Source organism: Streptomyces sp. NPDC054956, assembly GCF_053609185.1.
Genome location: NZ_JBSGXB010000089.1, coordinates 1 through 23,933 on the forward strand (window position 1 = coordinate 1; position 23,933 = coordinate 23,933).

Annotated in this window: 21 protein-coding genes and 1 tRNA gene; 12 read left to right on the forward strand and 10 right to left on the reverse strand. The window is 72.3% G+C overall.

The features are described from left to right. Positions 1 to 112 precede the first annotated feature (112 nt). Both ACWGDE_RS16600 and ACWGDE_RS16605 read right to left on the reverse strand, forming a co-directional pair. Entirely contained in the window at positions 113 to 1,012 is a 900-nt protein-coding gene (locus ACWGDE_RS16600) for a transketolase family protein (RefSeq protein ID WP_453389706.1), read from the reverse strand. Positions 1,013 to 1,050: 38 nt separating this feature from the next. Next, positions 1,051 to 1,755, reverse strand: a complete 705-nt coding sequence (locus tag ACWGDE_RS16605; RefSeq protein ID WP_453389707.1) for a transketolase — start codon at positions 1,753 to 1,755, stop codon at positions 1,051 to 1,053. 220 nt (positions 1,756 to 1,975) lie between these two features. On the opposite strand from ACWGDE_RS16605, the gene ACWGDE_RS16610 reads away from it, so the two are divergent. After that, positions 1,976 to 2,052 (forward strand) — tRNA-Pro (locus tag ACWGDE_RS16610). 116 nt (positions 2,053 to 2,168) lie between these two features. Here the strand turns inward: ACWGDE_RS16610 and ACWGDE_RS16615 are convergent. Then, complete coding sequence (locus tag ACWGDE_RS16615; RefSeq protein WP_453389708.1) at positions 2,169 to 3,149, reverse strand: DUF5937 family protein; 981 nt, start codon at positions 3,147 to 3,149, stop codon at positions 2,169 to 2,171. A gap of 91 nt (positions 3,150 to 3,240) precedes the next feature. On the opposite strand from ACWGDE_RS16615, the gene ACWGDE_RS16620 reads away from it, so the two are divergent. Beyond that, entirely contained in the window at positions 3,241 to 4,545 is a 1,305-nt protein-coding gene (locus tag ACWGDE_RS16620; protein ID WP_453389709.1) for an MFS transporter, read from the forward strand. A 10-nt stretch (positions 4,546 to 4,555) separates the two neighbouring features. Continuing rightward, positions 4,556 to 5,455, forward strand: coding sequence for a PhzF family phenazine biosynthesis protein (locus ACWGDE_RS16625; RefSeq protein ID WP_453389710.1), 900 nt, complete (start codon positions 4,556 to 4,558; stop codon positions 5,453 to 5,455). On the opposite strand, the gene ACWGDE_RS16630 is transcribed toward ACWGDE_RS16625, so the two are convergent. Further along, a complete protein-coding gene (locus ACWGDE_RS16630) occupies positions 5,439 to 6,191 on the reverse strand; it encodes an AfsR/SARP family transcriptional regulator (RefSeq protein WP_453389711.1) in 753 nt (250 codons plus the stop codon). The genes ACWGDE_RS16625 and ACWGDE_RS16630 overlap by 17 nt on opposite strands. Positions 6,192 to 6,504: 313 nt before the next feature. Here ACWGDE_RS16630 and ACWGDE_RS16635 point away from each other — a divergent pair, with 313 nt between their 5' ends. The 5 genes from ACWGDE_RS16635 (at position 6,505) to ACWGDE_RS16655 (ending at position 11,950) form a co-directional block, all read left to right on the forward strand. Further along, on the forward strand, positions 6,505 to 6,771 hold the full coding sequence (locus ACWGDE_RS16635; RefSeq protein ID WP_453389712.1) for a StsA-related sactipeptide RiPP: 267 nt from the start codon (positions 6,505 to 6,507) through the stop codon (positions 6,769 to 6,771). Positions 6,772 to 6,840: 69 nt separating this feature from the next. Further along, positions 6,841 to 8,340 (forward strand): StsB family radical SAM/SPASM domain sactipeptide maturase, encoded by a 1,500-nt coding sequence (stsB, locus tag ACWGDE_RS16640; protein ID WP_453389713.1) that lies wholly within the window; start codon positions 6,841 to 6,843, stop codon positions 8,338 to 8,340. Beyond that, a complete protein-coding gene (locus tag ACWGDE_RS16645; RefSeq protein WP_453389714.1) occupies positions 8,321 to 8,629 on the forward strand; it encodes a PqqD family protein in 309 nt (102 codons plus the stop codon). Before stsB ends, ACWGDE_RS16645 begins: the two co-directional genes overlap by 20 nt. Beyond that, a complete protein-coding gene (locus ACWGDE_RS16650; protein ID WP_453389715.1) occupies positions 8,626 to 10,068 on the forward strand; it encodes an NAD(P)/FAD-dependent oxidoreductase in 1,443 nt (480 codons plus the stop codon). Before ACWGDE_RS16645 ends, ACWGDE_RS16650 begins: the two co-directional genes overlap by 4 nt. Next, complete coding sequence (locus ACWGDE_RS16655; protein ID WP_453389716.1) at positions 10,049 to 11,950, forward strand: S9 family peptidase; 1,902 nt, start codon at positions 10,049 to 10,051, stop codon at positions 11,948 to 11,950. The genes ACWGDE_RS16650 and ACWGDE_RS16655 overlap by 20 nt, the downstream gene beginning before the upstream one ends. 33 nt (positions 11,951 to 11,983) lie before the next feature. On the opposite strand, the gene ACWGDE_RS16660 is transcribed toward ACWGDE_RS16655, so the two are convergent. The 6 genes from ACWGDE_RS16660 to ACWGDE_RS16685 all read right to left on the reverse strand — a co-directional run bounded on the left by ACWGDE_RS16660 (position 11,984) and on the right by ACWGDE_RS16685 (position 19,360). After that, positions 11,984 to 13,270 (reverse strand): helix-turn-helix domain-containing protein, encoded by a 1,287-nt coding sequence (locus tag ACWGDE_RS16660; RefSeq protein WP_453389717.1) that lies wholly within the window; start codon positions 13,268 to 13,270, stop codon positions 11,984 to 11,986. A gap of 82 nt (positions 13,271 to 13,352) precedes the next feature. Then, complete coding sequence (locus tag ACWGDE_RS16665; RefSeq protein WP_453389718.1) at positions 13,353 to 13,991, reverse strand: GAF domain-containing protein; 639 nt, start codon at positions 13,989 to 13,991, stop codon at positions 13,353 to 13,355. Then, on the reverse strand, positions 13,988 to 14,899 hold the full coding sequence (locus ACWGDE_RS16670; protein ID WP_453389719.1) for a S8 family serine peptidase: 912 nt from the start codon (positions 14,897 to 14,899) through the stop codon (positions 13,988 to 13,990). The genes ACWGDE_RS16665 and ACWGDE_RS16670 overlap by 4 nt, the downstream gene beginning before the upstream one ends. Continuing rightward, positions 14,890 to 17,931, reverse strand: a complete 3,042-nt coding sequence (locus ACWGDE_RS16675; RefSeq protein ID WP_453389720.1) for an AAA family ATPase — start codon at positions 17,929 to 17,931, stop codon at positions 14,890 to 14,892. The genes ACWGDE_RS16670 and ACWGDE_RS16675 overlap by 10 nt, the downstream gene beginning before the upstream one ends. Positions 17,932 to 17,958: 27 nt before the next feature. Beyond that, entirely contained in the window at positions 17,959 to 18,408 is a 450-nt protein-coding gene (locus ACWGDE_RS16680; RefSeq protein ID WP_453389721.1) for an aroma-sacti cluster domain-containing protein, read from the reverse strand. Positions 18,409 to 18,421: 13 nt separating this feature from the next. Further along, positions 18,422 to 19,360: a hypothetical protein gene (locus ACWGDE_RS16685; protein WP_453389722.1), complete on the reverse strand. Its 939-nt coding sequence runs from the start codon at positions 19,358 to 19,360 to the stop codon at positions 18,422 to 18,424. Between the two features lie 235 nt (positions 19,361 to 19,595). On the opposite strand from ACWGDE_RS16685, the gene ACWGDE_RS16690 reads away from it, so the two are divergent. Genes ACWGDE_RS16690 through ACWGDE_RS16705 form a run of 4 tightly spaced genes read left to right on the forward strand, consistent with a single transcriptional unit; the run spans position 19,596 to position 23,877 of the window. After that, positions 19,596 to 20,537: an ABC transporter ATP-binding protein gene (locus tag ACWGDE_RS16690; protein WP_453389723.1), complete on the forward strand. Its 942-nt coding sequence runs from the start codon at positions 19,596 to 19,598 to the stop codon at positions 20,535 to 20,537. A 3-nt stretch (positions 20,538 to 20,540) separates the two neighbouring features. Beyond that, positions 20,541 to 21,350 carry an ABC transporter permease gene (locus tag ACWGDE_RS16695; RefSeq protein WP_453389724.1) on the forward strand — a complete coding sequence of 270 codons (810 nt, stop codon included), beginning with the start codon at positions 20,541 to 20,543 and terminating at the stop codon, positions 21,348 to 21,350. A gap of 20 nt (positions 21,351 to 21,370) precedes the next feature. Further along, complete coding sequence (locus ACWGDE_RS16700) at positions 21,371 to 22,546, forward strand: YcaO-like family protein (protein ID WP_453389725.1); 1,176 nt, start codon at positions 21,371 to 21,373, stop codon at positions 22,544 to 22,546. Then, positions 22,546 to 23,877 carry a TfuA-like protein gene (locus ACWGDE_RS16705; protein WP_453389726.1) on the forward strand — a complete coding sequence of 444 codons (1,332 nt, stop codon included), beginning with the start codon at positions 22,546 to 22,548 and terminating at the stop codon, positions 23,875 to 23,877. The genes ACWGDE_RS16700 and ACWGDE_RS16705 overlap by 1 nt, the downstream gene beginning before the upstream one ends. Positions 23,878 to 23,933: the final 56 nt, after the last annotated feature.

Genomic DNA, 23,933 nt, shown 5'->3' on the forward strand with positions numbered 1-23,933 from the left:
GCCTGCCCGGAGGTGCGGGCGGGCGCTCCTGCCCGGCGGTGCCGCCCGGGCGGCCCGGGCGGCGAGGCCGGGTGGTGCCGCCCGGCGGGGGCGTGGCGGCCGGTGCGCGGGGTCAGGCGCGGAGGAAGGCGGCGATCCGTGCGCGCAGCGACGCCGGGTCCAGGCCGTGGGCGGCCGTGTGCTCCTCGACCGTGCCGTAGCGGCGCAGCTCGGCGCGGGCGACGCCCAGGCCGAGCACCCGGTGGGGGAGCTCGACGAGCGTTTGCCCGGCGGCAGCCGCGGAGGTGCCGGCGAGGTAGGGCTCGACCAGGACCACGTCGGCCGCGGCGTGCCCGACGGCGGCGCGGAGCGCCTCGTCGTCCCAGGGCCGCACGGTCGGTGCGTACAGGACGGTCACGTCCATGCCCTCCGTCGCGGCGAGGACGTTGTCGAGCAGCGGGCCGACCGCGACCACGACGCCCGCGCGTCCCTCCCGTACGGTCGTGAAGCCCAGGCCGGTGACGGGGCGGGCCTGCGCGTTCGACAGCGATGAGAGCCGGACGTAGACCTTGTCGTCCCCTGCGGCGTAGGCGTGGCGCAGCAGTGCCTCGGCCTCGTCCGGGTGGCCCGGGACGTGGACGGTCCAGCCGTCGAGGGTGTCCAGCAGGGCCACGTCGCCGGGGGCCATGTGGGTGTAGCCGCCGGCCGGCCAGTCGTAGCTCGCGCTCGCGCTGACGAGGACCCCGCCCGTGCCCTGGTGCCCGAAGTCGAGCTTGACCTGCTCGAAGGGGCGCTCCACGAGGAAGCTGGCGAAGGTGTGCATCACGGGCCGCAGTCCCGTGAGCGCCAGCCCGCCGCCCACGCCGATCAGCAGCTGCTCGCGGATGCCGACGTTGATCACCCGGTCCGGGTGGCTGTCCTGGGCGGGGCGGAAGCCGTCCATGCCGATCTCGGCGAGTACGAGGGCCAGCCGGGGGTCCTCGTCGAGTGCGTGTGATGTGACCGAGACGAACCGTTCGCGCATGGTGTCCATGTCTCCCCCTGATCTCTCTTCTGTCCGCTGCTTCTGGTTCAGTGCTTCTTCTCGACACGGGCGACGACCGCGTGCGGCCGGCCCGGATGCGGTGCGGTGCAGGCGGCGTGCAGGGCCGCGTGGTCCCGGCCGTCCACGGTGACCGCGGACCAGCCCGCCGCCTCGAAGCGGGAGGCGATGCCGCCCCGCCAGCCGTGGGTGGCGGAGTCGTTGTCGATCACGATCGTGTGGAGCCGGTCCAGCCCGGCCGATCCGGCGTACGCGATCGCTTCGTGATTGCTCCCCTCGTCCAGCTCGGCGTCGCCGATCAGCACCCACACCGCCGGGTCGGTCAGACCCTGCGCGCGCAGTCCGAGCGCACTGCCGACGCCGAGCGGCAGCCCGTGGCCGAGGGAGCCGCTGCCGATCTCCACGCCGGGGATCAGGGTCCGGTCCGGGTGGTGCCCGAGGGGGGAGTCGTACGCCCCGAAACCGCTGAGCAGGTCGACGGGGAGGAACCCCTTGGCGGCGAGTACGGCGTAGTACGCCATCGGGCCGTGCCCCTTGGACAGCAGGAACCGGTCCCGCCCGGGGTCCCCGGCGGTGCCGGGCCCGACCCGCAGCACCCGGTCGTAGAGCACCCACAGCGCGTCGAGCGTGGAGGTGGCGGCGGGACCGTGCTTCTCGGCTCCGGTCATGAGGGCCATGAGTGGCCCGAGGTCTTCGTAGCGGAATCGGGTGTCCGCGGCTGCTGCCTGTGTCATGACTCGATCTTGCAACCTCAAGCGAACTTGAGGTCAAGCACCACCGCGCCACGAGATCGCGCCCCCGGACGGGCGGCCGGACGGGCGGCCGGACGGGCGGATGAAAGGGCGGACGAAAGAGCGGACCGGGCCGGAAAGAAAGGTGCGCGCGACCACCTCCTGAAGTGCGGTATTGTTCTCCTGCGCGTTCAACCAGGGGAAACCCCAGGTCAACGGGCATCGGGACGTGGCGCAGCTTGGTAGCGCACTTGACTGGGGGTCAAGGGGTCGCAGGTTCAAATCCTGTCGTCCCGACCAGCGTTTACGCAGGTCGGAGGCCGTTCTCTCATACGTGGGAGGGCGGCCTTTTTCCGTGCCCGGAATGTCGGTGGGGCCGGGTGGTCGCAAGCCCGGCCGTGGTTGATGCGGTCACGTCATTCGGATCGTTCCAGCAGGGCGATCCCGAGGTCGCTCGCCCTGTAGTGGACCTCGCGCCGGTAGCGGTGGCTGGTGACCAGGCCCGCGTCGCGCAGGACGGCGAGGTGCTGCGAGACCGCGCCCAGGCTCAGTCCCGTCCGCCCGGCCAGCCGGGTCGTCGTGGACGGCGAGCTCGTGTGGGCCAGGACCTGCGCCCGGCTGCGGCCCAGCAGGCGTGCCAGTCCGTCGCCGGCGGTGTCACGCCGTTCCCACAGGGTGCCCACCGCTCGCGACGGGTAGATCGCGCACGGCGGTGTCCCGCCCTGTCCGGCCAGGAGGTCGCAGCGGACCGCGAACGCGCTGGGGGCCAGGGTGATTCCGCCCCCGTCCAGGCCGAGTTGCCCGGCCGGCAGGTCCGCGGACACCAGGCGGTTGTCCGTCCAGTGCAGCGCCGGGTGGAGGTGGGTGAACACCTCCCGGATGCCGTCCTCGCCGAGCTGGCGGGTCCGGTACGCGACGTCGGCCTCCAATACCGTGCGGATCCGGGGCCAGTGCGGCCGTACGGCCGCCTGCCACCAGGCGAGCGCCGCGTCGGCCAGTTCGGGCAGGACCCGTACCGGATCGTCGGCCAGCCGGCGTTCGAAGGCGGTCAACGGCGTTCGCCGGGCGATCGCTTCGAGCCCGGCGCGCACCCCCTCGGGCGGCAGGGCCACGAGGGCGGCGAGCTCCTCCTCCATCTCGGCCAGCGGGCAGCGCGGAGGCGGCGTCAGGAAGCTCCGCAGCTCGCCGCTGGGGGCCACCAGGGCGTGCAGCGGCTCCGTCCTCGCCGCGAGGTTCCGGTCCTGCCGGAGTGCCAGGGCCTCTTTGATCCACGGCAGATGGACGGCGTGCCGCCCGGGATCGGCCACCGCACGCAGGCCGGCCGCGGTCTCCCACAACGGGGACAAGGCGAACCTGAGGTTGGCCATGTCGTCCACCGCGAACAGCACCTCGCCCATGCCCGCGCCCCCTGCCGCCTCGCCTGATCAATGTTTTCGCCCAGACTAAAACAATGGCCGCACCGTCCGCCGGGTGGTGGTGTTCGCGGTCATGACGATCTTTCTCACGGACGACGCCGGGGACACCGGCGAAAGAAGCGGGGCGACGGGCGCGGGCGCTTCCGGCGACGGCCGCCCCGCCCTCCGGCGCATCGCGGACTTCCGCCGCCTCTGGATCGGCGACACCGTCAGCCAGGCCGGCACGGCCGTCACCCTCCTCGCCCTCCCCCTCCTGGCCATCGGTACCCTCGGCGCCACCCCTTTCCAGGCGGGCCTGCTCGTCATGTGCGAGTACCTGGGCTTCCTGCTCATCGGTCTGCCGGCCGGGGCCTGGGTGGACCGGATGCGCCGCCGCCGGGTCATGATCGCGGGCGACCTCGGCCGCGCCGCGCTCCTCGCGTCCCTCCCCGCCGCGGCCTGGCTCGACGCCCTGACCCTTCCCCAGCTGTACGCCGTGGCCTTCGGCATGTCCCTTTGCACGGTCTTCTTCGACATCGCCTACCAGAGCCACCTCCCGCAACTCGTCGACGGAACCCGCCTGGTCGAGGCGAACGCCGCCCTCGAGGCGACGCGCACCATCACCGCGGCCGGCGGCCCGGGTGCGGGCGGCGCGCTGGTCGGTGCGCTGACGGCGCCCGTGGCGATCGTCGTGGACGCGGTCAGCTTCCTCGTCTCCGCGCTCTGCCTGTCCCGCATCCGCCGGGCCGACGCCGCGCCCGAGCCGCGCCCGGAGGTCCCGCTGCGGGCCGAGATCGGCGAAGGGCTGCGCTTCGTGTTCGGCAGCCCGCTCCTGCGGGCGCTCACCCTCACCTCCGCGATCTCCAACCTGTTCGGCACGATCGGCGCCGCCATGCTGCTGGTGCTGCTCGCGGGGGAACTCGGACTCTCGCCCCTCCTGTGCGGCCTGGTCTTCACCGCGGAGGCCCTCGGCGGCTTCCTCGGCAGCCTGCTCACGATGCGGATCGCCGCGCGCTTCGGTCAGGGGCGGGCGATGTGCGCGTCCGTGATCACCAGCGGTCTGCTGTGGCTGGCCGCGGTTCCCCTCTTCCACGCCGACTGGCGCTTCGCCGTCGCCGCCGTCCTCCAGGGCCTGGGCTGGACCGCCTTCATGACCTTCAAGATCACCTCGGTCGCCTTCCGGCAACGGCTCTGCCCGGAGCCGCTGCTGGGCCGTACGACGGCCACGTTCCGCTTCGTGGTGTGGGGATCCATGCCCCTCGGCGCCCTCGTCGGAGGCCTCCTGGGAGAGCACTTCGGCGCCCGGACGGCCCTGTGGACCGGAGCCCTGGGCGAACTCCTCGCCGTACTGCCCCTGTTGCTCTCGCCGCTGCGGACCGCACGTGAACTCCCCCGGTAGCGTCGGCCCCATGCGCTACCACCACGTCGATGTCTTCACCGGCCACCCCTACAGCGGCAACAGCCTCGCGGTGTTCCCCGACGCCGACGCGCTGACCGGCGCACAGATGCAGACCATCACCCGGGAGCTGCGGCACTTCGAGTCCGTCTTCCTGATCCGCGACGGGGCATCCGAGCGAGGGCGGCGGGCCCGCGTCTTCGACCTCACCGGGGAACTGGACTTCGCCGGCCACCCCCTCATCGGCGCCGCCGCCGTCCTGCACGCCCTGCACGGCACCGCGGACCACGAGGCCTGGACCCTGCGCCTGCCGGCCCGGACGGTGCGGGTCGCCACCGAACGCCGTGGCCCGGGCCGGTACGCGAGCCTCCTGGACCAGGGTCCCGCCGAGTTCCTCGGCCGCCCCGACCCGCACGGCCTCGCCGCCCTGTTCGCCCTGGAGCCGGGCGACCTGGACCCCGGCCTGCCCCCGGAGATCGTCTCCACCGGCCTGCGCTACCTGGTGCTCCCCGTACGGGGCGACGCCCTGGCCCGCGCACGGGTCGCCGCGCCGCTCGACGTGCCGCTGGCACGCCTCGGCGCCCAGTTCGCCTACCTCCTGGACGCCGCCGCCCTGGAGGGGCGGCACTGGAACAACGACGGGATCCTCGAGGACGTCGCCACCGGCAGCGGCGCGGGCTGTGCCGCCGCCTATCTGCGGCGCCACGGCCGCATCGGCCCCGGCGAGCGGACCCTGCTGCACCAGGGGCGGTTCACCGGGAGGCCCAGCGAAATGATCGTCAGCGCGGACGGCCGGGGTCAGGACGTCCGCTCCGTGTGCGTCGGGGGCGGCGTCTCCTTCGTCGCGGACGGACGCCTGCACGAGCTGCCGCCGGTGCAGGAGCCGGCCCGCGCGGTCAGTACTCCGGGGTGAGGGCGAGCTGGCGGTCGCGGTCCTGTTTCAGGAGTTGGGGGATGGCGCCGCTCGGGGACACGCCCAGTTCCGAGATGAGGAGCTCTCTGTATCTTCGGTAGCGGCGGTGCGCGTCGGCCACTTCACCCACGCACAGACACGACTGCACCGCTATGCGGCGCGGGCCCTCCCGGAGGGGGTCGGCCTGGGTGGCGGCGTCGGCCAGTTCGAGTACCGCGGAGTGCTGGTGTTGCCGTAGGAAGTTCTCGGCGAGGAGTTCCAGCGTCTGGACGCGCTGCAGCTTCCACTTCTCCTGGAACGGGACCAGCCAGTCGTCGTCCCAGTCGTTCAGGAGGGGGTGGCGCAGTACGCTCCACGCGTGCGGCAGCCGGTCGTGGTCCGCCGCCGCACCGCCCGCCCCGGCGGCCGCCGAGATCAGCGCGGTCGCCGTCCGGTAGTCGACTTCTACGTGGTCGGCGAGGCTGACGGTGGTGTGCGAGACCCGCAGGAGCCCCCCGCCCGTCGCCTGGTTCAGGCGCCACAGCGTCTGGCGCAACCGGGCTCCCGCGCGGGAGGGCGGGGCATCGGGCCACAGCCGAGCGGCCAGGTCCGCGCGCCGCAGCGGCCGGTCGCCGAGCACCAGGGCGGCCACGAGCCGTTGCTGGATGTCGCTGAGGTCGGCGACCCGTTGATCGGTGCGGCAGACGAAGCCTGGCAGCAGCGATATGTGCACGATGCCTAAGCCGGTGGGATTCATCGCACCTCTCGGGTCGTCCGACGGGCCGCCGGCCGCCGGGTGGGCGCTCCATTGATCCCGAATTCCACGTTCGCTTCACATGAGCTTCACAACGGCTGTGGTATGAGCGTGAGGCAAGGCCTGGAGATCGTCAACACCCCTGCGCGGCAGGTTCCGGACGCTCCGATCCGCTGCCGGAATGAGGCTTCGCCCGCGACGCGTATGTCCCCGCGGCCGCCCGAACACAACCCACATTCGTGGGGTTGTTTCACCCGTCCGCCGCGCGCAGTCTCGGTTGCGTCCCCGATCGATCGCGACAGCGAAAGGTGGAAGCATGACCTTCAACGCCCTGGAGTCCCTCCGTGCGGCCGGCGTTATCGGCGGCACCATGGCGCCCGCTCTCGAGGAGTTCTACGCCAGCCTGACCCCCGAGGAGACCAAGGTCCTCATCTCGACGAAGACCCGCCTCGCGGCGATCCTGCCCGACGTGGTGGCGCACTCCCAGGACTGGTCCTCGCCCGAGGCCACGAAGGAGGGCTTCGACGCCGCGATGCTGTGTGCCTGCGGCCTCTGGTCAGGGTCCGGCCAGGCCGAGAACTGACAGTTCACAGGCGGGGTCCGGCGGCGGTTCGCGTCGGGCCGCGCCTGTGCCAGCCCAGAGAGGAGCGGGATGCGCGGGAATCTGGTCCGGAACCTGTCGTTGTTCGAGGTGCCGAACGACCTGACGTACTTTGTGCACGACGAGGACCACCTCGTGGTCAACCCGGAGGTGGCCGCCCGGTGCGTCCTCACCGGACGTGAGTTTCGGGTCCTCCAGGCCCTGGCCTCCGCCCAGGCGCGCGGGGAACAGGCGGTGCTGGAGCCGGACGACGGGACGGAGCGCGTCCTCGCCAAGCTCATCCTGAACTGGATCGTGTACTTCAACGGCAACAGGCCCAAGGTCCGGCTCGGTGAACCGCCCCTGGGCACGGCCTACTACGCCATCACGGACGGCTGCAACCTGCGCTGCCCCTACTGCTACGCGTCGTCCGAGAAGTGCCTTCCGGGCGAGCTCGACACCGCCGAGTCCTTGGACCTGGTCTCGCAGATCGCCGACTTCGGCGCCGGGACCATGATCTTCACCGGCGGCGAACCGATGCTCCGCAAGGACCTGTTCACGATCGTCGAGCACGCGAAGAGCAGGGGCCTGAAGGTCAACATCATCACCAACGCGACGATGATCCGGAGCGAGGCGACCGCGAAACGCTTCGCCGAGCTGTTCGACGCCGTCACGGTGAGCCTCGACGGGGGCACGGCCGAGACGCACGACCGCACCCGCGGCAAGGGCGCGTTCGCCAAGACCCACCGGGCGATCCAGCTGCTCAACGAAGCGGGCGTGGCACCGGCCATCAACCACATCGTCACCTCGGACAACGTGGACGAGCTGGAGGACTTCGCGTCGTTCCTCGACGGGATCGAGATCCACAGCGTCCGCCTGATGAACCACAACGACCTGGGCCGGGGCGTCGGCGACGACTACGACTTCGGATGGCAGGACCACCTGCGGGTGCAGCAGCTCGTCTGGACCTCGCCGGTCGCGGGCAAGCTCAAGCCGGACGGTCCGCGGCCGGTGACCGCGTGCTCGGTCAAGGGCAACTGCGGGATGGGCGGCAACGAGATCTACATCAACTCCCTCGGCGACGTGTACCCCTGCAAACTCGTCACCGGCAAGGGGGAGTTCGCCGGCAACATCAGGAAGCAGCGGCTCTCCGAGATCTTCGCCAGCCCGGTCCTGACCGCGATGCGCCGGAGCACCGTGTACGGCGGGGAGTTCCACTCCGACTGCGAGAAGTGCTACATCAAGGCGAACTGCGGCGGCGGTTGCCGGGCCGCGCACATGTCGGAGTCCGGGGACCTGCGGCGCAACAGCCGTCACCTGTGCCGGATCCTGCGGCACGGCGTCACGACGCAGCTGTGGGCGGAGACCGGGGTGACCCGGGCGGAACTCGCCCTGAAGGACCTCGAGATGACCGTCCCCCGGATGGTCGCCACCGGCGAGGTGCACGAGGTCCACGACCAGTGGAAGACCTACGTCCGCCCGCCCGCGCCCGTACCCGCGATCAAGGTCGGTGAACTGATTCCCATCATGCCGGTGAACAGGAGGCTGGGCGATGTCCCTTCACATCAGTGACGCGGTCATCTGGCAGGAGACCCCGGACGGCATCTCGCTCTACCACAGCGAGTCCGGAGACTTCCGCACCCTGAACGCGACCGCCGCCCAGATCTGGGCGCTCGTGGAGAGCGACGGTGACCGCGAGACGGTCATCAAGAACCTCTCGCTCCTGTTCGGGGGCCACAACTCCGTGATGACGGCCCGCATCCGTCAGGAAGTGGACGCGTTCATCAGCTCCATGGTCGAGGCCGGTCTGATGCAGGAGACGGCCGCCGAGGCGCGGAGCGAGCCGGCCGCGCGCTCATGACCAAGGCCGTCGTCCTCGGCGGGGGCTTCGCCGGCGTACTGGTGGCCAGAGTGCTGTCCGGGCACGTCGACGAGGTCACCGTCGTCGAGGGCGGCCGGTACCCGACGGGCCCGGGGGTCCGGACGGGGCTGCCCCAGGCGTTCCACAGCCACGTGCTCGTGACCGCCGGCGCCGAAGCCCTGGAAACACTGCTCCCGGGAACGCTCCGGGAGCTCCTCGCCCGGGGCGCGCACCGGCGGGGCCTCCCCGACGGCGCGCTGATCCTGAGCGCCGACGGCTGGTTCCGCCGCCACGAGACCGGTGCCTACCTGGTCTCGTGCAGCCGGTGGCTCATGGACCACGTCATCCGGGAGCGGGCGCTGGCCGACGGCGCGGTGTCGGTACGGGAACGCACCCGGGTCCTGGGACTCGTCGGGGACGCGACGCGCGTGAGCGGTGTCGTGGTCGCCGGAGAGGACGGCCGGGAGGAGACGATCCGCGCCGACCTCGTGGTGGACGCGACGGGCCGGCGCTCGCGGGCCCCGCACTGGCTCGCCGCGACCGGCGGGCCCGGCGTCGAGGAGGAGGTCGTCGACTCGGGCCAGGCGTACTCCACCCGGATCTACCGGGCGCCCGCCGGCCTCGCCGACGGCATCCCGGCGGTCATGGTGCACCCGCGGCCCGAGAACGGCCGGCCGGGGTACGGCGCCACGCTGTTCCCCATCGAGGACGGCCGGTGGATCTTCACGCTGACCGGTACGCGCGCCGCCACCCCGCCGACCGACGAGCGGGGGTTCACCGACTGCGCGCGGTCGTTGCGCTCACCGATCGCGGCGGAGCTCCTGGCCGCCGCCCAACCCCTGGGTGGAGTACGGCCGTACCGTGCCACCGCCAATCGCCGGAGGTTCTACGAACGACGGTCCGCGCCCGAGGGGTTCCTGGTCGTCGGCGACGCGCTGACGGCGGTCAACCCGGTCTACTCGCACGGAATGTCGGTCGCCCTGCTCGGCGCCCTCCGACTGGACCGGGAGCTGGCGGAACGCGGCGCCGCGCCGTCCGTGCTCCCGGCGATCCAGGCCGCCATGGCGGAGGTGGCCGCCGAGTCCTGGCGGATGGCCACCGAGCAGGACCGGGTCCGGGCCGCCGCGAGCCCTGCCGTGTCCGCGGCCGGGCTCCGGATGCGGGCCAGGGTCTCCAGGGCCGCGCTCGGCAGCCCGGCACTGATGACGCAGCTCTTCCGCTCCCAGACGCTGGTCCCCGCGCCGGTGCCCGTACCGGCAGCCCCTTCTGGGGCCGGCGCCGAGCCGTCCCCCCGCACCGGGCCGTCCGGCGGCCCGCACCCGCCGGCCGACACCGACGAGGCGGTCGCGCAGTTCCCCGGGCTCCGCGAATGGTGGTTCTCGGCGCCCCGAAGCGAGCAGACCATCCGGGAAGGCAGCCGTGACGACCGAAGCCGTTGAAGCAGGGGGAGCCGGGGAAGCCGGAGAAGCCGGGCGAGCCGGGGGAGCCGTACCGCGGATCCCGCACTCCGTCCTGTTCGGCAACCCCTCGTACCTCGTGCCCGAGATCTCGCCGGACGGGACCCGCCTGGTCTACCTGGCTCCGGACGAGGGCGTGCTGAACGTGTGGACGGCACCGGTGGACCGGCCGCAGGAGGCCACGGTCGTGACGCACGACCGGGGGCGCGGCATCCGCACGTACGGCCTCTGCCACGACGACCGCACACTGTTCTACCTGCGGAACGAGAACGGCGACGAGAGCTGGCGGGTCCACCTCGTCGACCTCGAATCCGGCGAGGAGCGGTGCGCCACACCGTTCGACGGTGTCCAGGCGCGCGTACTGGCGCACAACCGGTGGCACCCGACCACCCTTCTGATCGGGCTGAACAAGGACCGGCCGGGCCTGCACGACGTGTACAGCCTGGACCTGGAGACGGACCGGCTGACCAAGGTCGCGGAGAACCCCGGGTACGTGAGCTGGATCATCGACACCGACCTGCGGGTGCGCGGCGGCACCGCGATGAAGCCCGACGGCGGAGTCTCCGTCCACCTGGACCCCGAGGGCGGACCCCAGGGTGCGGAGCCCTGGCTCGACGTGCCCTACGAGGACGCCGTCGGGACGCGGGTCATCGGCTTCGCCCGCGACGGCGCCACGCTGTACCTGCTGTCCTCCATCGGGGCCAACGCCGCCCGCCTGTACGAGGTCGAGGTCGCGACCGGGCGGCGGACGCTGCTCGCGGAGGATCCCGTCCACGACGTCAAACAGGTCGAGACGGACCCGGTGACCCGCCGGCCGCAGGCGGTGCTGTTCGCCAAGGACCGCGACGAATGGGTCTTCCTGGACGAGGAGTTCGGCAAGGACCTCGGACGCATCCGCGGCGAGCTCGCGCTCCGGGAGATCGACGGCGAGGTCTACGTCGACCGCACCGACCGCTCCCAACGGCTGTGGACGGTCTCGGTGGTGACCGGGGCCGGTCCGGTCCTCTACTACGTCTACGACCGCGCGGACGGCGGGCTCCGGTACCTCTTCAGCCACCAGACGGAGCTCGAACGCTACCGGCTGGCCAGGATGGAGCCCTTCGAGTTCTCCGCGCGCGACGGGGTCACGGTGCACGGCTACGTGACCTGGCCGCCCGGAGCCGAACGCAAGTCCCTGCCCGCGGTGTTGAACGTGCACGGCGGCCCCTGGGCCCGGCACACGTTCGCCTTCGACGAGGAGGCACAGCTCCTCGCCAACCGCGGATACGCCTGCGTGCAGGTCAACTTCCGGGGTTCGTCGGGCTACGGAAAGCACTTCCGCAACCTGGGCGCCAAACAGTGGGGCGCCGCGATGCAGGACGATCTGCACGACGCGCTCGGGCACCTCGTCGCGGGCGGCGGCATCGACCCCTCACGGGTCGCGATCATGGGCTGTTCGTATGGGGGCTACGCCGCGCTGGTCGGGGCTGCGTTCACACCGGACGCGTTCACCTGCGCGATAGACCTCTGCGGTCCGTCGAACCTGCTGACGATGCTGGCGGCCGGGGCGCCCTACCGGACCCCGCTGCGGGCGTTCATGTCCGCCCACGTCGGAGATCCCGAGACCGAGAGCGAGATGCTGTGGGAGCGTTCCCCGCTGTCGCGGGTGGACGACATCCGGATCCCGATCCTGGTGGTGCAGGGCGCGAACGACGTCCGGGTCCCCCGGGGGGAGGCCGAGCAGATCGTCGCGGCGCTGGCGGCCAAGGGGCTGCCCCACGAGTACCTGCTGTTCCCCGACGAGGGCCACGGCCTGGCCAGACCCGCCAACCGGCAGGCCTACTACGCCGCGGTCGAGCGGTTCCTCGCCGAACACCTGGCGTGACGCGTGACGCGGGCCCGGGCAGGGGAGCGGCCGTCACGGCCGGGCCAGGGCGGCCCGCAGCAGGTTCGGCAGGCGCAGGCGCGTCTCGGTCTCCTCGTGCGAGGCCCGTAACAGTCCGCAGCCGATGAGCGTGCTCAGATCGTCCACGACCTCGTTGAGCGGCCGGTGGAGCGCTTCGGCGGCCTCGGAGACGGTCAGCGCCCGGTCGAAACGCACCAGGTCCTGGAGGATCGCGCGGCGGGCGGGGTCCAGCTGCTCGAAGCCCGACCGGATCAAGCCGCCGACCGTCTGCGGAGCACCGGCGGACCGCGTCGGCGCGGGCAGGTCCAGCAGGTTCGGCGCGGGCGCGTCCGCGAGCTGCCGCAGGCTCAGTACGCCGAACCGCGCGGCCGCCGCCTCCAGGGCGACGGGGAGGCCGTCCAGCCGCCGGCACAGCCGGGCCACCGCCCCGGCGTCGCCGCGGCAGAGGGCGAATCCCGGCCGGACCTCCGAGAGCCGGTCCACGAGCAGCCGTACCGAGGGCACGCAGATGAGGTCGTCGAGGGACCTCGTCCCGTCCCGGTCCGCGCCCGGCGTGGCCAGCGGCGGGATCACGGTCCCCTGGACGCCGGCCACGTACCAGGGCACGCGGGAGGCGCTGACCACGCGGACGCCCGGACAGTACGCCAACAACTCCTCCACGCCGACGGGTCTCCTCGCGTCGGCGACCCCGTCCAGTACGAGCAGCACCTCGTGCCGGCCGATGAGCCGGCAGACCGTGGAGACGTCCTCCGCACCCGATTCGACCAGCAGGCGCAGCGACTTGAGCAGGGAACCGAACGTCGTGCCGTGACCGTCGAGGGCCGTCGTGCCCGCCCCGATCCACAGCACCGGCCAGCCGCGGCGCGCGCTCAGCCGGGCCGCCACCTCCGCGGCCACCCTCGACTTGCCCACTCCCGGGAGTCCGGAGATGGAGATCATGCGCCGGTGGTCCGATTCCAGGGCGCCCACCATCGCACGGACCTCGACGTCGCGCCCGAGGAGGGCATTGACCGACCGGGGGACCGTCAGGCAGGGATCGACGCCGATCGGGCCCGAACGGCCGCTGCCCAGACCTGCGTTGACGAACAGCTCGCGCGTCATGCCCTCGAGCCGGAGGGCGTCCGCGAGCAGGCGGACGGTCTGCATCCGCGCTTTCACCCGGCCGGACTCCAGGGCGCGGATCGTGCGCGGGCTGATCGTCGACAGATCGGCCAGTGTCCGTTGGGTCAGCCCGGCCTGGACCCGCTTGAAGCGGAGCAGTTCGGGAAACGACACCTCGGCCTCGGCAGTGTGGACCATGGGCCAGGAGCGTAGGAGGGGCCCGTTTCGTTCGCGTCTCCGGTTCGTCGCCGCCACGTCTGCGCTCCGTCTCCGTCGGACGTCAGCCCGTCTTCGAACTGGGGTGCGCACGCCGGTCCAGCAGGTCCAGCGAGATGCTGAGCAGCGAGACGGCCAGGGGGTCGGAGGAGTCCATGACCGCGTGCTCCGACAGCCGCGCCACCAGTTCGCCCATGCGCGGTACCGCGCCCGCCGACTGCTCGCTGCGCCGCAGCAGCGCGAGGCTCAGCGCCGCCTGCGTGGCGATCAGGCCCAGCAGTTCGATGTCGTCGAGCTCCCGGCCGGGGGCGCTCGCCTCGTGGGTGTGCCGGTCCAGCACCTCGAGTACGCCGATGCACTCCCCGTCCGCGATGAGCGGGGCGGCCATGATGCTCGCGGGAACGTAGCCGGTGGAGGCCGCGGCGTCGCGGGCGAAGCGATCGGTCCCCGCCACGTCGTCCGTGATCAGGGGCTGGCCGCTGGCCGCCACCCAGCCGGCGATGCCGGTGCCGGCTTCGAACCGCTTGCCGACCAGGCCCTGTTCACCTTCGCCCGCGACCGCCGCGAAGATCAGCTCGCCGGTCTCGGGGCTCACCATGAACACCGAGGAGGCGGCGGCACCGTAGACGTAGCGGGCCACCGCGACGACGGACTGCAGCAGTTGACGTTCGGTGGCCATGAGATCGTGCGGCCAGGGCTTCATTCTCCGCCTCCTTGGACCGGTGGGTTCGCGGCTGGGTTCGTGGCCGGGGTCGTGGCTTCGGCCACGTTCCCGGCGCAGTGGTAGAGGACGCTCTTGAGCTGGAACGGCGTGAGCCACGGATGCTTGCTCAGGACGAGCGCCGCGATCCCGGCCATGTGCGGCGCCGCGAAACTGTTGCCGGTGTTGCGGACGGTGCCTCCGCCCAAGCTCGCCACCGGTACGCGCACCCCGCGGGCGCGGAACTCGACCGGTGGCGCCGCGTTGTAGTAGAAGCGCATGCCGTCCGGCTCGGCGTGGCTGGCGACCGAGATCACCGAAGCGAAGTTCCAGGGGAAGCTCTCGATCGGCATGTTGTGCGCCGCCGCGACCACCGCCGTACGGCGGAAGTAGGCGCGGTCGCACAGCTCGGCCAGCCGGTCGCGGAACTCGACCCTCGTCGTCGACAGGCTCATGCTGACGACGTCGAACCCCTCCTCGATCGCGAAGGCGAGACCGGCGATCAGTGCGGAGGCGCTGCCCGACCTCCCGTCGCCGAGGACCTTGAGCGAACTGAGCGAGACCCGCGGCGCGATGCCGCGAATGATCCCGGCACACGCCGTGCCGTGCCCGGCGACGTCGCCCGGCTCGCACTCCTCCACGCGCGGAGCCCGGCCCTCGGACGCCACCACCTGCCAGGCCCGCTCGACGGGACCGACCAGAGGATGGGTCGCGTCGACGCCGCTGTCGAGCACGCAGACGCGTACGCCCTCCCCGCTCGCTCCCTCCCAGGCCCAGCGGGAGTCGATCCCCGCGAACAGGGCCGTCGGTACGGGCTCGCCGGGGCCGCCGTCGGCCGGCATGCTCCACGCGGGCATCCCGGAGGAGTGCGGCAGCCGTTCGCGCCGCCAGGGGGCGCCGTTCAGATCCACTCCCGCACCGTCCCCAGGGGCTTGGTCGCGCCGACGGCCGCGTAGGCTTCCGCGGCCAGTTCCGCCATGGCCCGGGCCTCGGACCGCTCGTCCAGGCACCGGTGGGCCCGTGCCAGGTCGAAGCGGACCTCGCCGCGCAGACACGGGTCGTCGATGGTGTCCAGCAAGGTCAGCACCTCGGCGCGCAGCGGGTCGTGGCGGCCCTCCTCGGCGGCCGTCAGCACGGCCGCCGACATGCACAGGAGGCGCCCTCGTACGTCCATCTCCTCGCGTCGGCCGAGCAGTTCCGCGATCCGGCCGGAGGCCTCGCCCGGCCGGCCGCGGCGGGCGCACTCGCGGGCCGCCTGCACCCGCATGGTCAGCGCGACCGGTACGTAGCCGGCCTGTTCGAGGGCATCGGCGGCGTCCCGGAAGTGCCGCTCGGCCGCCTCGTGTTCACCGTCCAGCGAGGCGGCCAGCGCGGCCACCTGGTCGACCAGGACGCGGCCCAGGGTGAGCCGCAGCTGTTCCACGACGGACCGGGCCCCGTCCAGGGCCGAGCGCGCCCCGGCGCGGTCACCGATCAGGGCCAGGCAGCGGGCGCGTGCGGCCAGCGCGGGCAGCACCAGGAACCGGTCGGCGGCGAACCGTTCGAGGAGCTCCGCGCAGCCCGCCAGCTTCTCCCGCACCGGAGTCGGCGACCACTGCCGGATCTCGCACAGGGCCACGAGGAGGCGGTCCTCCTCGTAGGCGTCACCGATCGCCCGGGCGTGTTCGAGCGCGGCGCACGCCGCATCCTCGGCCGCCCCGAAGCGGCCCTGGTCCAGGTGGAACAGCATCCGCAGCTGCTCGAAGCGGCACCAGGCGAACCGGTCGGGGTCCTCGCCGTCGAGTTCGGCCCGCAGCGCCTCGACGTCGGCCGCGGCGACCTTGCCCAGCCGGGCCGCCAGCAGGGAGCGCTGCACCTGGACCAGGCAGGGCCGCCGCCCAGCGGCGCCGGCGCCGGCGCCTGTGCCTGTGCCTGTGCCGGTGCCTGTGCCTGTGCCTGTGCCTGTGCCTGTGCCGGTCTCCGTCCCGGTCTCGGCGGGGGCCGGGGTGTCGGGGCCGGTCCACGCGCTGTGCGCGACCACCTCCAGCGCACCCCGGGTGTCCCCGGAGAGCATGAGGGCGTCGCTGAGCCGGACGGCCGCGACCGAGCGGCACTGGTCCGGCCTGCTGCGCGCCAGTACGAGCGCCCGTCCGAGCAGTCCGATCGCGGTCGGCACGTCGCGCCGGCGGAGCGCCATGGTGCCCTCGGCGAGCAGGGCCTCGGCCGCCTGCCGTGCCAGCAGCGGCAGCTCCGTGTCGTCCGGGCGGAGCCCGCCGAGGAGCCGGGTGGCGGCCTCCAGGTGGAAACCGGGACCGAACCCGTTCTCGGCCAGCCGGCGGTGCCACGCGATGCGCTGCTCCTTCTCCAGCCGGCCGTAGGCCACCTCGTGCACCGGCTGCTGGACGAAGCGGTACCCGCCCTCCTCGTCCGTGGCCCGGAACAGCCGCTGTCCCGCCAGCGCTTCGATGCCCGCCGCCGGCATCTCCTGGTCCAGCAGCGCGAGTTGCTCCAGCGTGAACGAGGGGCCGATCACGGAGGCCGCGCCCAGCAGCCGCCGGGCGGGCGCGGGCAGCCGGTCGATCATCGCGCCCACCATGGCCGTGATGGTCGGCGGCACCTCGTCGACGGTCCGGCCGTCCCGGAGCCAGTCCATCATCAGCCGGATGTACAGCGGGTTGCCCGCGCTGTACAGCGCGACCCGGTCGACCAGGTCGAGGCCGTGCAGTTCCACCTCCTCGCCGCCGTCGCGTCCCGCCAGGGCCATCGCCAGCCGCGCGCTGTCGTCCGGGACCAGCGCCCCGACGTCGATCACGTCCTCCGGGGACCAGGGCCCGTCGAGCCCGGCGAGTTCGGGCCTCGACACGCAGACCATCAGCAGCGGGATGTCCGGGAGGCCGTCCATCAGCTCGCGGATGAGCCCCAGGAGCGACCGTCCCGCCCACCCGAGGTTGTCCCAGACCACGACGAGCGGGCGGGAGGCCGCGGCGGTGAGCAGTTCGCGGGCCGCCCAGGACACCTCTTCCACGCCCGGCCCCGGTACGGAACCGGCGATGCGGGAGAGCGAGGCGTCGCGCAGGCTCGTGAGCACCCCGGCGACGCGGTCGTCCGCCCGCAGCAACTCCGCGCTGGGCGGGGCCTGTCGCGTCAGGGCGTCCAGCACCTCGACGAGCGCCGCGTAGTTCCCGTTCGTCCCGTACGACGGGCAGCTGCCGAAGACCGCGACGGGCTCCGCCCCGGCGGCGACGAGGTCGTCCACGGTCTCCTTGACCAGGCGGGTCTTGCCGATGCCCGGCGGCCCGAGCACGGTCACCAGCTCCGAGCGCCGGTCGCGGGCCACCCGGTGGTAGACCTCGCGCAGCCGCCGGCGTTCGGCGGTGCGGTCCACCATGGGCGAACCGTCGCCCGACCTGTCGGCGGCGGCCTCGCCGGTCACCAACAGGACCCGCACGGGTTCGGCCTTGCCCTTCAGGGTCACCGGCGGCACCGGGGCCATGGTGTAGTGCGGGCGGGCCAGGTGCGCCACCGTCTCGTTGACGATGATCTCCCCGGCGACCGCCAGCGACTGCAGGCGTGCCGCCAGGTTGACCACGTCACCGACGACCCGGATGCCGGCCCGGACCGACCGCGTCACCAGGGCCTCGCCGGCCGCGATGCCGCAATGGACCTCGACCGGCGCCGCGTCGGCGGCCGGAGTGCGCAGCTCGCGGACCCCGGCGCGGATGCGCGTGGCCGCCCGCAGGGCCCGGAGTGCGTCGTCCTCCTGGGAGGTGTCGGCGCCGAAGACCGCCATGACGGCGTCACCGATGAACTTCTCCACCACCCCGCCGTGCTCCTCCACCGCCGTCGAGCAGATCTCGTAGTACTGCTCCAGGAGTTGCTGCAGCGGCTCCGGATCGACGCGCTCGGCGAGCCGCGTCCACCCGACGAGGTCGAGGAAGAGGACGACCACCAGTCTGCGGCTCATGCGTGATCCTCCTCCGGGCAGCGGGGATCAGAGGAGCTTCAGGTCGTGGGCCCACACCTCGGCATCGGCCCCGGCGTCCGCCTCGACCAGCCTCTGCTGGACCGACGCGAGGACGGCGGTCTCCTCCTCGGTCAGGCTCGCCAGGACCTCGCGCTGCGCGGCACTGAGCTGGTCCACCGGAAGTCCCGCTTCACGCAGACTGATCAGAGGATCGAACACGTCACCCACCCCATTCACGGGGCCGCACGGCGGCGGCCAGATACCGATCGGCAAGATCCTGTTGACGTAGCAGTAGGCCACCAGTTCCGCCCTGTTGCGGCAGTTGAACCGGTCGAGCAGGGCGCTGATCTCCTCGCCCACGGTGTGTCTGCTCAGGCGCAGCGCACGGGCCACGCGGTCGGTCGTGTGCCCCCGCGCGACCATGGCCACCAGCGCCCGGTTCCGGGTGGAGATTTCGGCACCCCGTAAAGCCGTCATCAGCGCGATCTCCTCACGACGTACTTCGTACGAACAACTCGCGGACCATGACGGCGGCCATGAACGAGACGCCGTGCCAGCGCGCCTTGCGTTCGAACCAGAGCCAGTCGCCGTCCGGGTTCGCCTCCAGGAAGACCGGTTCCCCGGTCTCGGACACGAGCAGGTCGAACGCCCCGTACCGCAGGTTCCACGCCGCGGCCAGGGTGCGCACCGCGTCGGCCGCGCGCCGCGGGCACTCGACGCGCGTCACCGTGACGCTTTCGGGATCCGTCATCAGGCTCGACGGATCGGGCTTGGTGACCTCGAAGGCGCAGATCCCGCCGTCGAGGTGGTACACGCGCAGCTCACGGGTGTGGGCCACGTACTCCTGGACGACGACCGGACGTTCACCGACCGCCGCGGCGATCCCTCCGGGGCCCCGCGCCACCGCCTCGCGGCCGACGACCGCGGGCAGGCACGCCTTCCAGTTCCGCCGTTCCGGCTCGAACAGCCGGAAGTCCGGGGTCTTGACCACGAGGGTCGGCGCTCCCACCTCGCGCGCCCCCGCCGCGACGTCGTTGGTGACCACCGTCCGGGGCGTCCTCACGCCCAGCCGGCGGGCCTCCACCAGCTGGCCCGATCCCACGACCGTGCCACCGGGCAGCGCGACGTCCGCCGCCGACGCCACCTGCCGGAGGAAACCCGACCACGACTCCGCCCGCAACGGCGTCATCGAGCCGGCCGGCCGCGCCTGCGCCACCAGCGCGCAGGCCGACGCGTGGCGCACCCAGACCACGGCCGGCCTGACCCGGATCCCGGCCACGTCCAGCAGACCGGTGTCCACGTCGAGCGCCATGGGCGTCGAGGCGAGTTCGTCCTGCCGGACCAGTACCGTCGGTGTTTCCAGCGGTCCTGTCAATGCGTCGCGAACGATCTCCAATTCACGGCCGCCCGCGCAATTCACAAGAACCACGACGGATTTTCCGTCATGGTCTCCGTCATGTCCTGAACGGCTCATGCAGCGAATGCTAGCCAACGGGTCCGCGGGCGAGGCGGCAGAAGAGAGGCAGTTCCAAGGCAGCTTGGGCAGCGGTCGCTTCGCCACTGGCCGATAGGCGTAACGTCCAGCCGCAGCTACTCGAAGGCTACTCGACCGGTAATCCCTGTAATCCCTGAGGAAACACCAATCACATTGTGGAGGGCGGACCGTGGCTAATGGTGTGGTGAACGCCGAAGGGCTGATCAAGCGTTACCGCGGGAAAGAGACACCGGCTGTCGACGGGATCTCCTTCGACATCGCCAAGGGCGAGACCATCGGGCTCCTGGGCCCCAACGGCGCCGGCAAGACCACCCTGATGAAGATGATCTGCGGCGTCACCCCGCCCACCACCGGGAAGATCCGGGTGTTCGGCGTGGACCCGGCCCGCGACCCCGTCGCCGCGAAGACCGGCATCGGCGCGATGCACCAGTCCGCCCCGTACGACGAGATGCTCTCGGCCCTCGACAACCTGCTGATCGCCACCCGGTTCAAGGGACTGTCGTGGCGCACCACCCGGCCCTGGGCGATGGAGGTGGCCGAGTACCTCGGCCTCAAGGAGCACCTGTCGCGGCTGGTCTTCCAGCTGTCCGGCGGCCAGCGCCAGCGCCTTCAGCTCATCCGGGCGCTCCTCACCATCCCCGAACTGCTGATCCTCGACGAGCCGTCGGCCGGCCTGGACGTGGCCGGCCGGCACCAGATCGAACGGTTCGTGCGCTGGCTCCGCGAGGAGCACGGCATGACCGTGATCTGGACCAGCCACATCATCCAGGAGCTGGAGCGCAACGCCCAGCGCGTGCTGGTCATCAACAAGGGCAAGGTCGTCCGCTTCGCCCAGCCGAGCGAACTCGTACGGGAGTTCGGCGGCGCCCACCTGCTGGTGAGCGTCGACGACGCGGTCGCGGCCAAGGTCGTCAAGGAGTGGGCCGCCGGCGCCGGTCTGACCGCGACGGCCCAGGACGCCGAGGTGCGCATCGAGAACGCGCAGGTCCGGGACGTGCTGCCGCAGCTGTCCAGGCACTGCCACGACGCCGGAGTCGCGATCTCGGGAATCTCCACCGTCACCGACTCGCTGGAGCAGGTCTTCCTGCGCATGACCGGGAACGAGGGCTGACCCGTGGCCGACCTGGGATTCAAGACCACCGCACCGGTCGCCTCGGGGAAACCCGCGGACTTCACCGCCGTGTTCTACCGTGAGTACGCGCTCCTCGCCCGCAACAGGGTCAACCTGATCCTCGGCCTGACGCCCATGCTCGTGTACCTGCTGCTGGTGAACACCTCGCTCGGCAACGTCGTCGGGAACATCACCTACCGGGGCGAAACCCTGCCGTTCTCGGTGTTCCTGCTGCCGATGGTGCTGGCCATGTCGGTGGTCAGCGCGTCCGGGACGACCGGCATGGCGATGTTCCAGGAGGAGATGAGCGGCGTCTCCACCCAGCTGTGGAGCTGGCCGCTGCGCCGGTCGCGGTTCCTGGCCGGCAAGCTGCTGGCCGGAGTATCGCTCGTACTGGCCCAGAGCCTGCTGGCCCTGGCCGTCGCCGCGATCATCTTCGACTACCCGTTCCACGCGTCGCACTGGATCTGGCTGCTCCTGGCGCTGGTGCTGTCCTCGGTCGCCTTCAACGGGCTGTACCTCGCCGCCGCCGTCCTCATCAGCGACTACCGCACCTTCATGGTGCTCACCAGCGTGTCGGTGCCCGTCCTGGTCTTCGCCGCGCCTTCGCTGTCCACGTCCCAGCAACTCCCCACCGTCCTGCGGTGGATCTCGACGGTCAATCCGGTGTCGTACGCGGTCACCGGGATGCGCGACGCCGCGATCTTCGGCCTGGGGAAGGCGTGGCCCTCCCTGGTGGTGCTGGCCGTCGTCGCCCTCGTCGCCAACTACGTGGCCGGACGCGCCCTGTTGCGGCGCACCCGCAACCTCTGACCCGCAGGGAGTCCCCGATCGTGCAGACCGAAGACTCGTCCCTGTCCTGGCTCGCCACGGCGCACGACCGCTCCGTGCTCCGCCTGCCGGGCACCAACCGAGCCCAACCACCCGCGGAGACCTGGGAGATGGCGACACGGGCGGCCGCGAAGGTGGGGGTCACCCGGGTCGCCGACATCACCCGGCTCGACACCATCGGCATCCCGACCTTCCAGGCCGTCCGGCCGATGTCCAGGACGCTCGCCGTCTCCCAGGGCAAGGGGATGACACCCGAACTGGCCCGGCTGTCGGCGGTGATGGAGTCCGTCGAGACCTGGCACGTCGAACAGCCGGTCACACCCGTCCTGACGGCCGCGTCCCGCGATGTCGGCGTCGAACTCGGCTACGAGGTGTCCGCGTTGGCGCCCTGCGCGCCCAGCCTGTTCCACGACGGGCTGCCGCTGGACTGGGTGGAGGCCAGATCGCTCGTCGACGGCGCCCGGACGGTGGTCCCCGTGAACGTGGTCCGGCTGACGCTGGAGGAGCACACCGACTGGAACCCGCCGGTCTTCTTCGAGTCGACCAACGGCCTCGCCGGGGGCAACACCCGGGTCGAGGCCGCCCTCCACGCGCTGTGCGAGGTCATCGAGCGGGACGCGATGACGGCGGCGGTCGCCGGGGGCGGTGAGATGGGCGTGCGCGTCGACCCGCGCAGCCTGGGGTCGCCGGTGGCCGAGGAGCTGTGCGCGCTGATCGAGCGGGCCGACGTCACCCTCGAAGTGCGCCTCGTACCCTCGCCCACCGGCCTGCCGTGCTTCCTGGCCTGGGTCGCCAGCCACGAGTACCCGGCGCCCATGTTCGGGTTCGGCTGCCACATCGGCCCCGAGATCGCGCTGACCCGAGCCGTCTCCGAAGCGGCCCAGGCCAGGCTCGCGTACATATCGGGGGCCAGGGACGACCTGCGGGACGACTTCGGGCACGTGGACGTGGCCCGGCTGAAGAACGCGCGGTCCGGCCCGGCGGCCGACATAGGGGACCTGGTCCCGGAGCCCGCCCCGTACGACAGCCTGGTCGGCGCCCTCGAACACGTGGTCCGGCAGGCCGCGGGCGCATTTTCCCACCCTCCCCTCGTCGTCGACCTGACCCGGGACGAGATCGGGGTCCCGGTCGTCAAGGTCGTGGCGCCGGGGAGCCGCGTGTGTCCGGAGGTGCTGTGATGAGCGAGTCCAGGGTGGTCGTCTACGCGGGCCCCACGATCTCGGAGGCGGACGTCCGCGCGGTGCTCCCGGACGCGGAGGTACGGCCGCCCGCGGGCCGGGGCGACCTCCTGGCGGACCAGTGGCACCCGGGGGACGTGGTCGTCGTCATCGACGGCTACTTCCGGGAACGGCGGTCCGTCGGCCACAAGGAGATCCTCCAGGTCCTCACCGAGGGCGCCGAGGTCGTCGGCGCCGCCAGCATGGGCGCGCTGCGCGCCGCGGAACTGGGCCCGTGCGGAATGCGGGGCCTCGGCGCCGTCCACGGGATGTACGCCTCGGGCGAGATCGACGGGGACGACGAGGTGGGCGTCCTGCACGGCCCGGCGGAGATGGGGTACCCGGCCCAGACCGTGGCGCTGGTGAACCTGCGCTACGGCTGCAAGGAGGGAGCCGAGACGGATCTGGTTCCCGAGGAGTCCGGCCGCCGGATCGTCGCCGCGGCCGCGGCCCTGCCCTTCACCCACCGCGGCTGGAAGGACATCGAGCTCGCGCTGGACGAGGAGGACCACGAGGCCCTGCGGACGCTGGAGGAGATGATCGGCTCCGGCGTCTGGGACCTCAAGCGGCTCGACGCCATGGCGGCGCTCCGCACGGTCGCGAACCGCCCCGCCGGGGCACCCGGCCCCCGCACGGCCGACGTGCCCTTCACCGGGATCAGCCGTACGCAGTCGCTGGCCCGGCGGACCCGGCGCGAGCACTCTCCCGGCCGGTGGATGTCCGACCTCGACGTCCTGGACGCGGCGCGGCTGTTCGACGAGGACTACCCCGCCCTGCACGAGAGCGTGCTGACCGGCCTCCTCGAAGACCTGGCCGGCGCACGGTCCATGACGATCGGGGAGTACGCCTCGGCCAGGCTCGGGCTCGACGACCGTACGCCGCTGCCGGACTCGCTCGCCCGCTGGTTCACGGAGGCGGAACGGGCGGAGCTCGGCGCCGCCGACCGGAACCGGCTCCTCATGGTGCGGGTGTGGCCGGTGTGGCAGTCGGACGATTGGCGGCCGGCCGTCCTGGACCGCCTGCGGGAGTCCGGAGGCTGGGCCGGCTGGTGCGAGATCGTGGTCCGCGCGGACGAGGCCACGGAGGACACCCGGCCCCGGCTCGTGGTCCCGCCGCCGGCGATGTGCGCGAGGCTCTTCCTGCGCCACTGGCAACGGCGGGGCACGTCACCGGAGGTCGAGATGGCCCGACGGGGGTTCACCGGAACGGACGGACTCGGCGGGGCGGTCGGGAGGTTCTTCGCCTACGACGTCCGGCGCGGCCGTCAACGGGGGAACGCCGGCGCCCGCTGAGATCCGCTCCCGCGGGGCCGGGGGCCCCGGGGGGGCCCCGGGGCCCGGCCCCCCCC

Coding starts and splice junctions, on each gene's coding strand:
- ACWGDE_RS16635 (WP_453389712.1), top strand. CDS start 6,505: ATGACCTTCAACGCCCTGGAGTCCCTCCGTGCGGCCGGCGTTATCGGC.
- ACWGDE_RS16705 (WP_453389726.1), top strand. CDS start 22,546: ATGAGCGAGTCCAGGGTGGTCGTCTACGCGGGCCCCACGATCTCGGAG.
- ACWGDE_RS16600 (WP_453389706.1), bottom strand. CDS start 1,012: ATGGACACCATGCGCGAACGGTTCGTCTCGGTCACATCACACGCACTC.
- ACWGDE_RS16665 (WP_453389718.1), bottom strand. CDS start 13,991: ATGAAGCCCTGGCCGCACGATCTCATGGCCACCGAACGTCAACTGCTG.
- ACWGDE_RS16680 (WP_453389721.1), bottom strand. CDS start 18,408: ATGACGGCTTTACGGGGTGCCGAAATCTCCACCCGGAACCGGGCGCTG.
- stsB (WP_453389713.1), top strand. CDS start 6,841: ATGCGCGGGAATCTGGTCCGGAACCTGTCGTTGTTCGAGGTGCCGAAC.
- ACWGDE_RS16650 (WP_453389715.1), top strand. CDS start 8,626: ATGACCAAGGCCGTCGTCCTCGGCGGGGGCTTCGCCGGCGTACTGGTG.
- ACWGDE_RS16605 (WP_453389707.1), bottom strand. CDS start 1,755: ATGACACAGGCAGCAGCCGCGGACACCCGATTCCGCTACGAAGACCTC.
- ACWGDE_RS16625 (WP_453389710.1), top strand. CDS start 4,556: ATGCGCTACCACCACGTCGATGTCTTCACCGGCCACCCCTACAGCGGC.
- ACWGDE_RS16645 (WP_453389714.1), top strand. CDS start 8,321: ATGTCCCTTCACATCAGTGACGCGGTCATCTGGCAGGAGACCCCGGAC.
- ACWGDE_RS16620 (WP_453389709.1), top strand. CDS start 3,241: ATGACGATCTTTCTCACGGACGACGCCGGGGACACCGGCGAAAGAAGC.
- ACWGDE_RS16660 (WP_453389717.1), bottom strand. CDS start 13,270: ATGGTCCACACTGCCGAGGCCGAGGTGTCGTTTCCCGAACTGCTCCGC.
- ACWGDE_RS16675 (WP_453389720.1), bottom strand. CDS start 17,931: ATGAGCCGCAGACTGGTGGTCGTCCTCTTCCTCGACCTCGTCGGGTGG.
- ACWGDE_RS16630 (WP_453389711.1), bottom strand. CDS start 6,191: ATGAATCCCACCGGCTTAGGCATCGTGCACATATCGCTGCTGCCAGGC.
- ACWGDE_RS16615 (WP_453389708.1), bottom strand. CDS start 3,149: ATGGGCGAGGTGCTGTTCGCGGTGGACGACATGGCCAACCTCAGGTTC.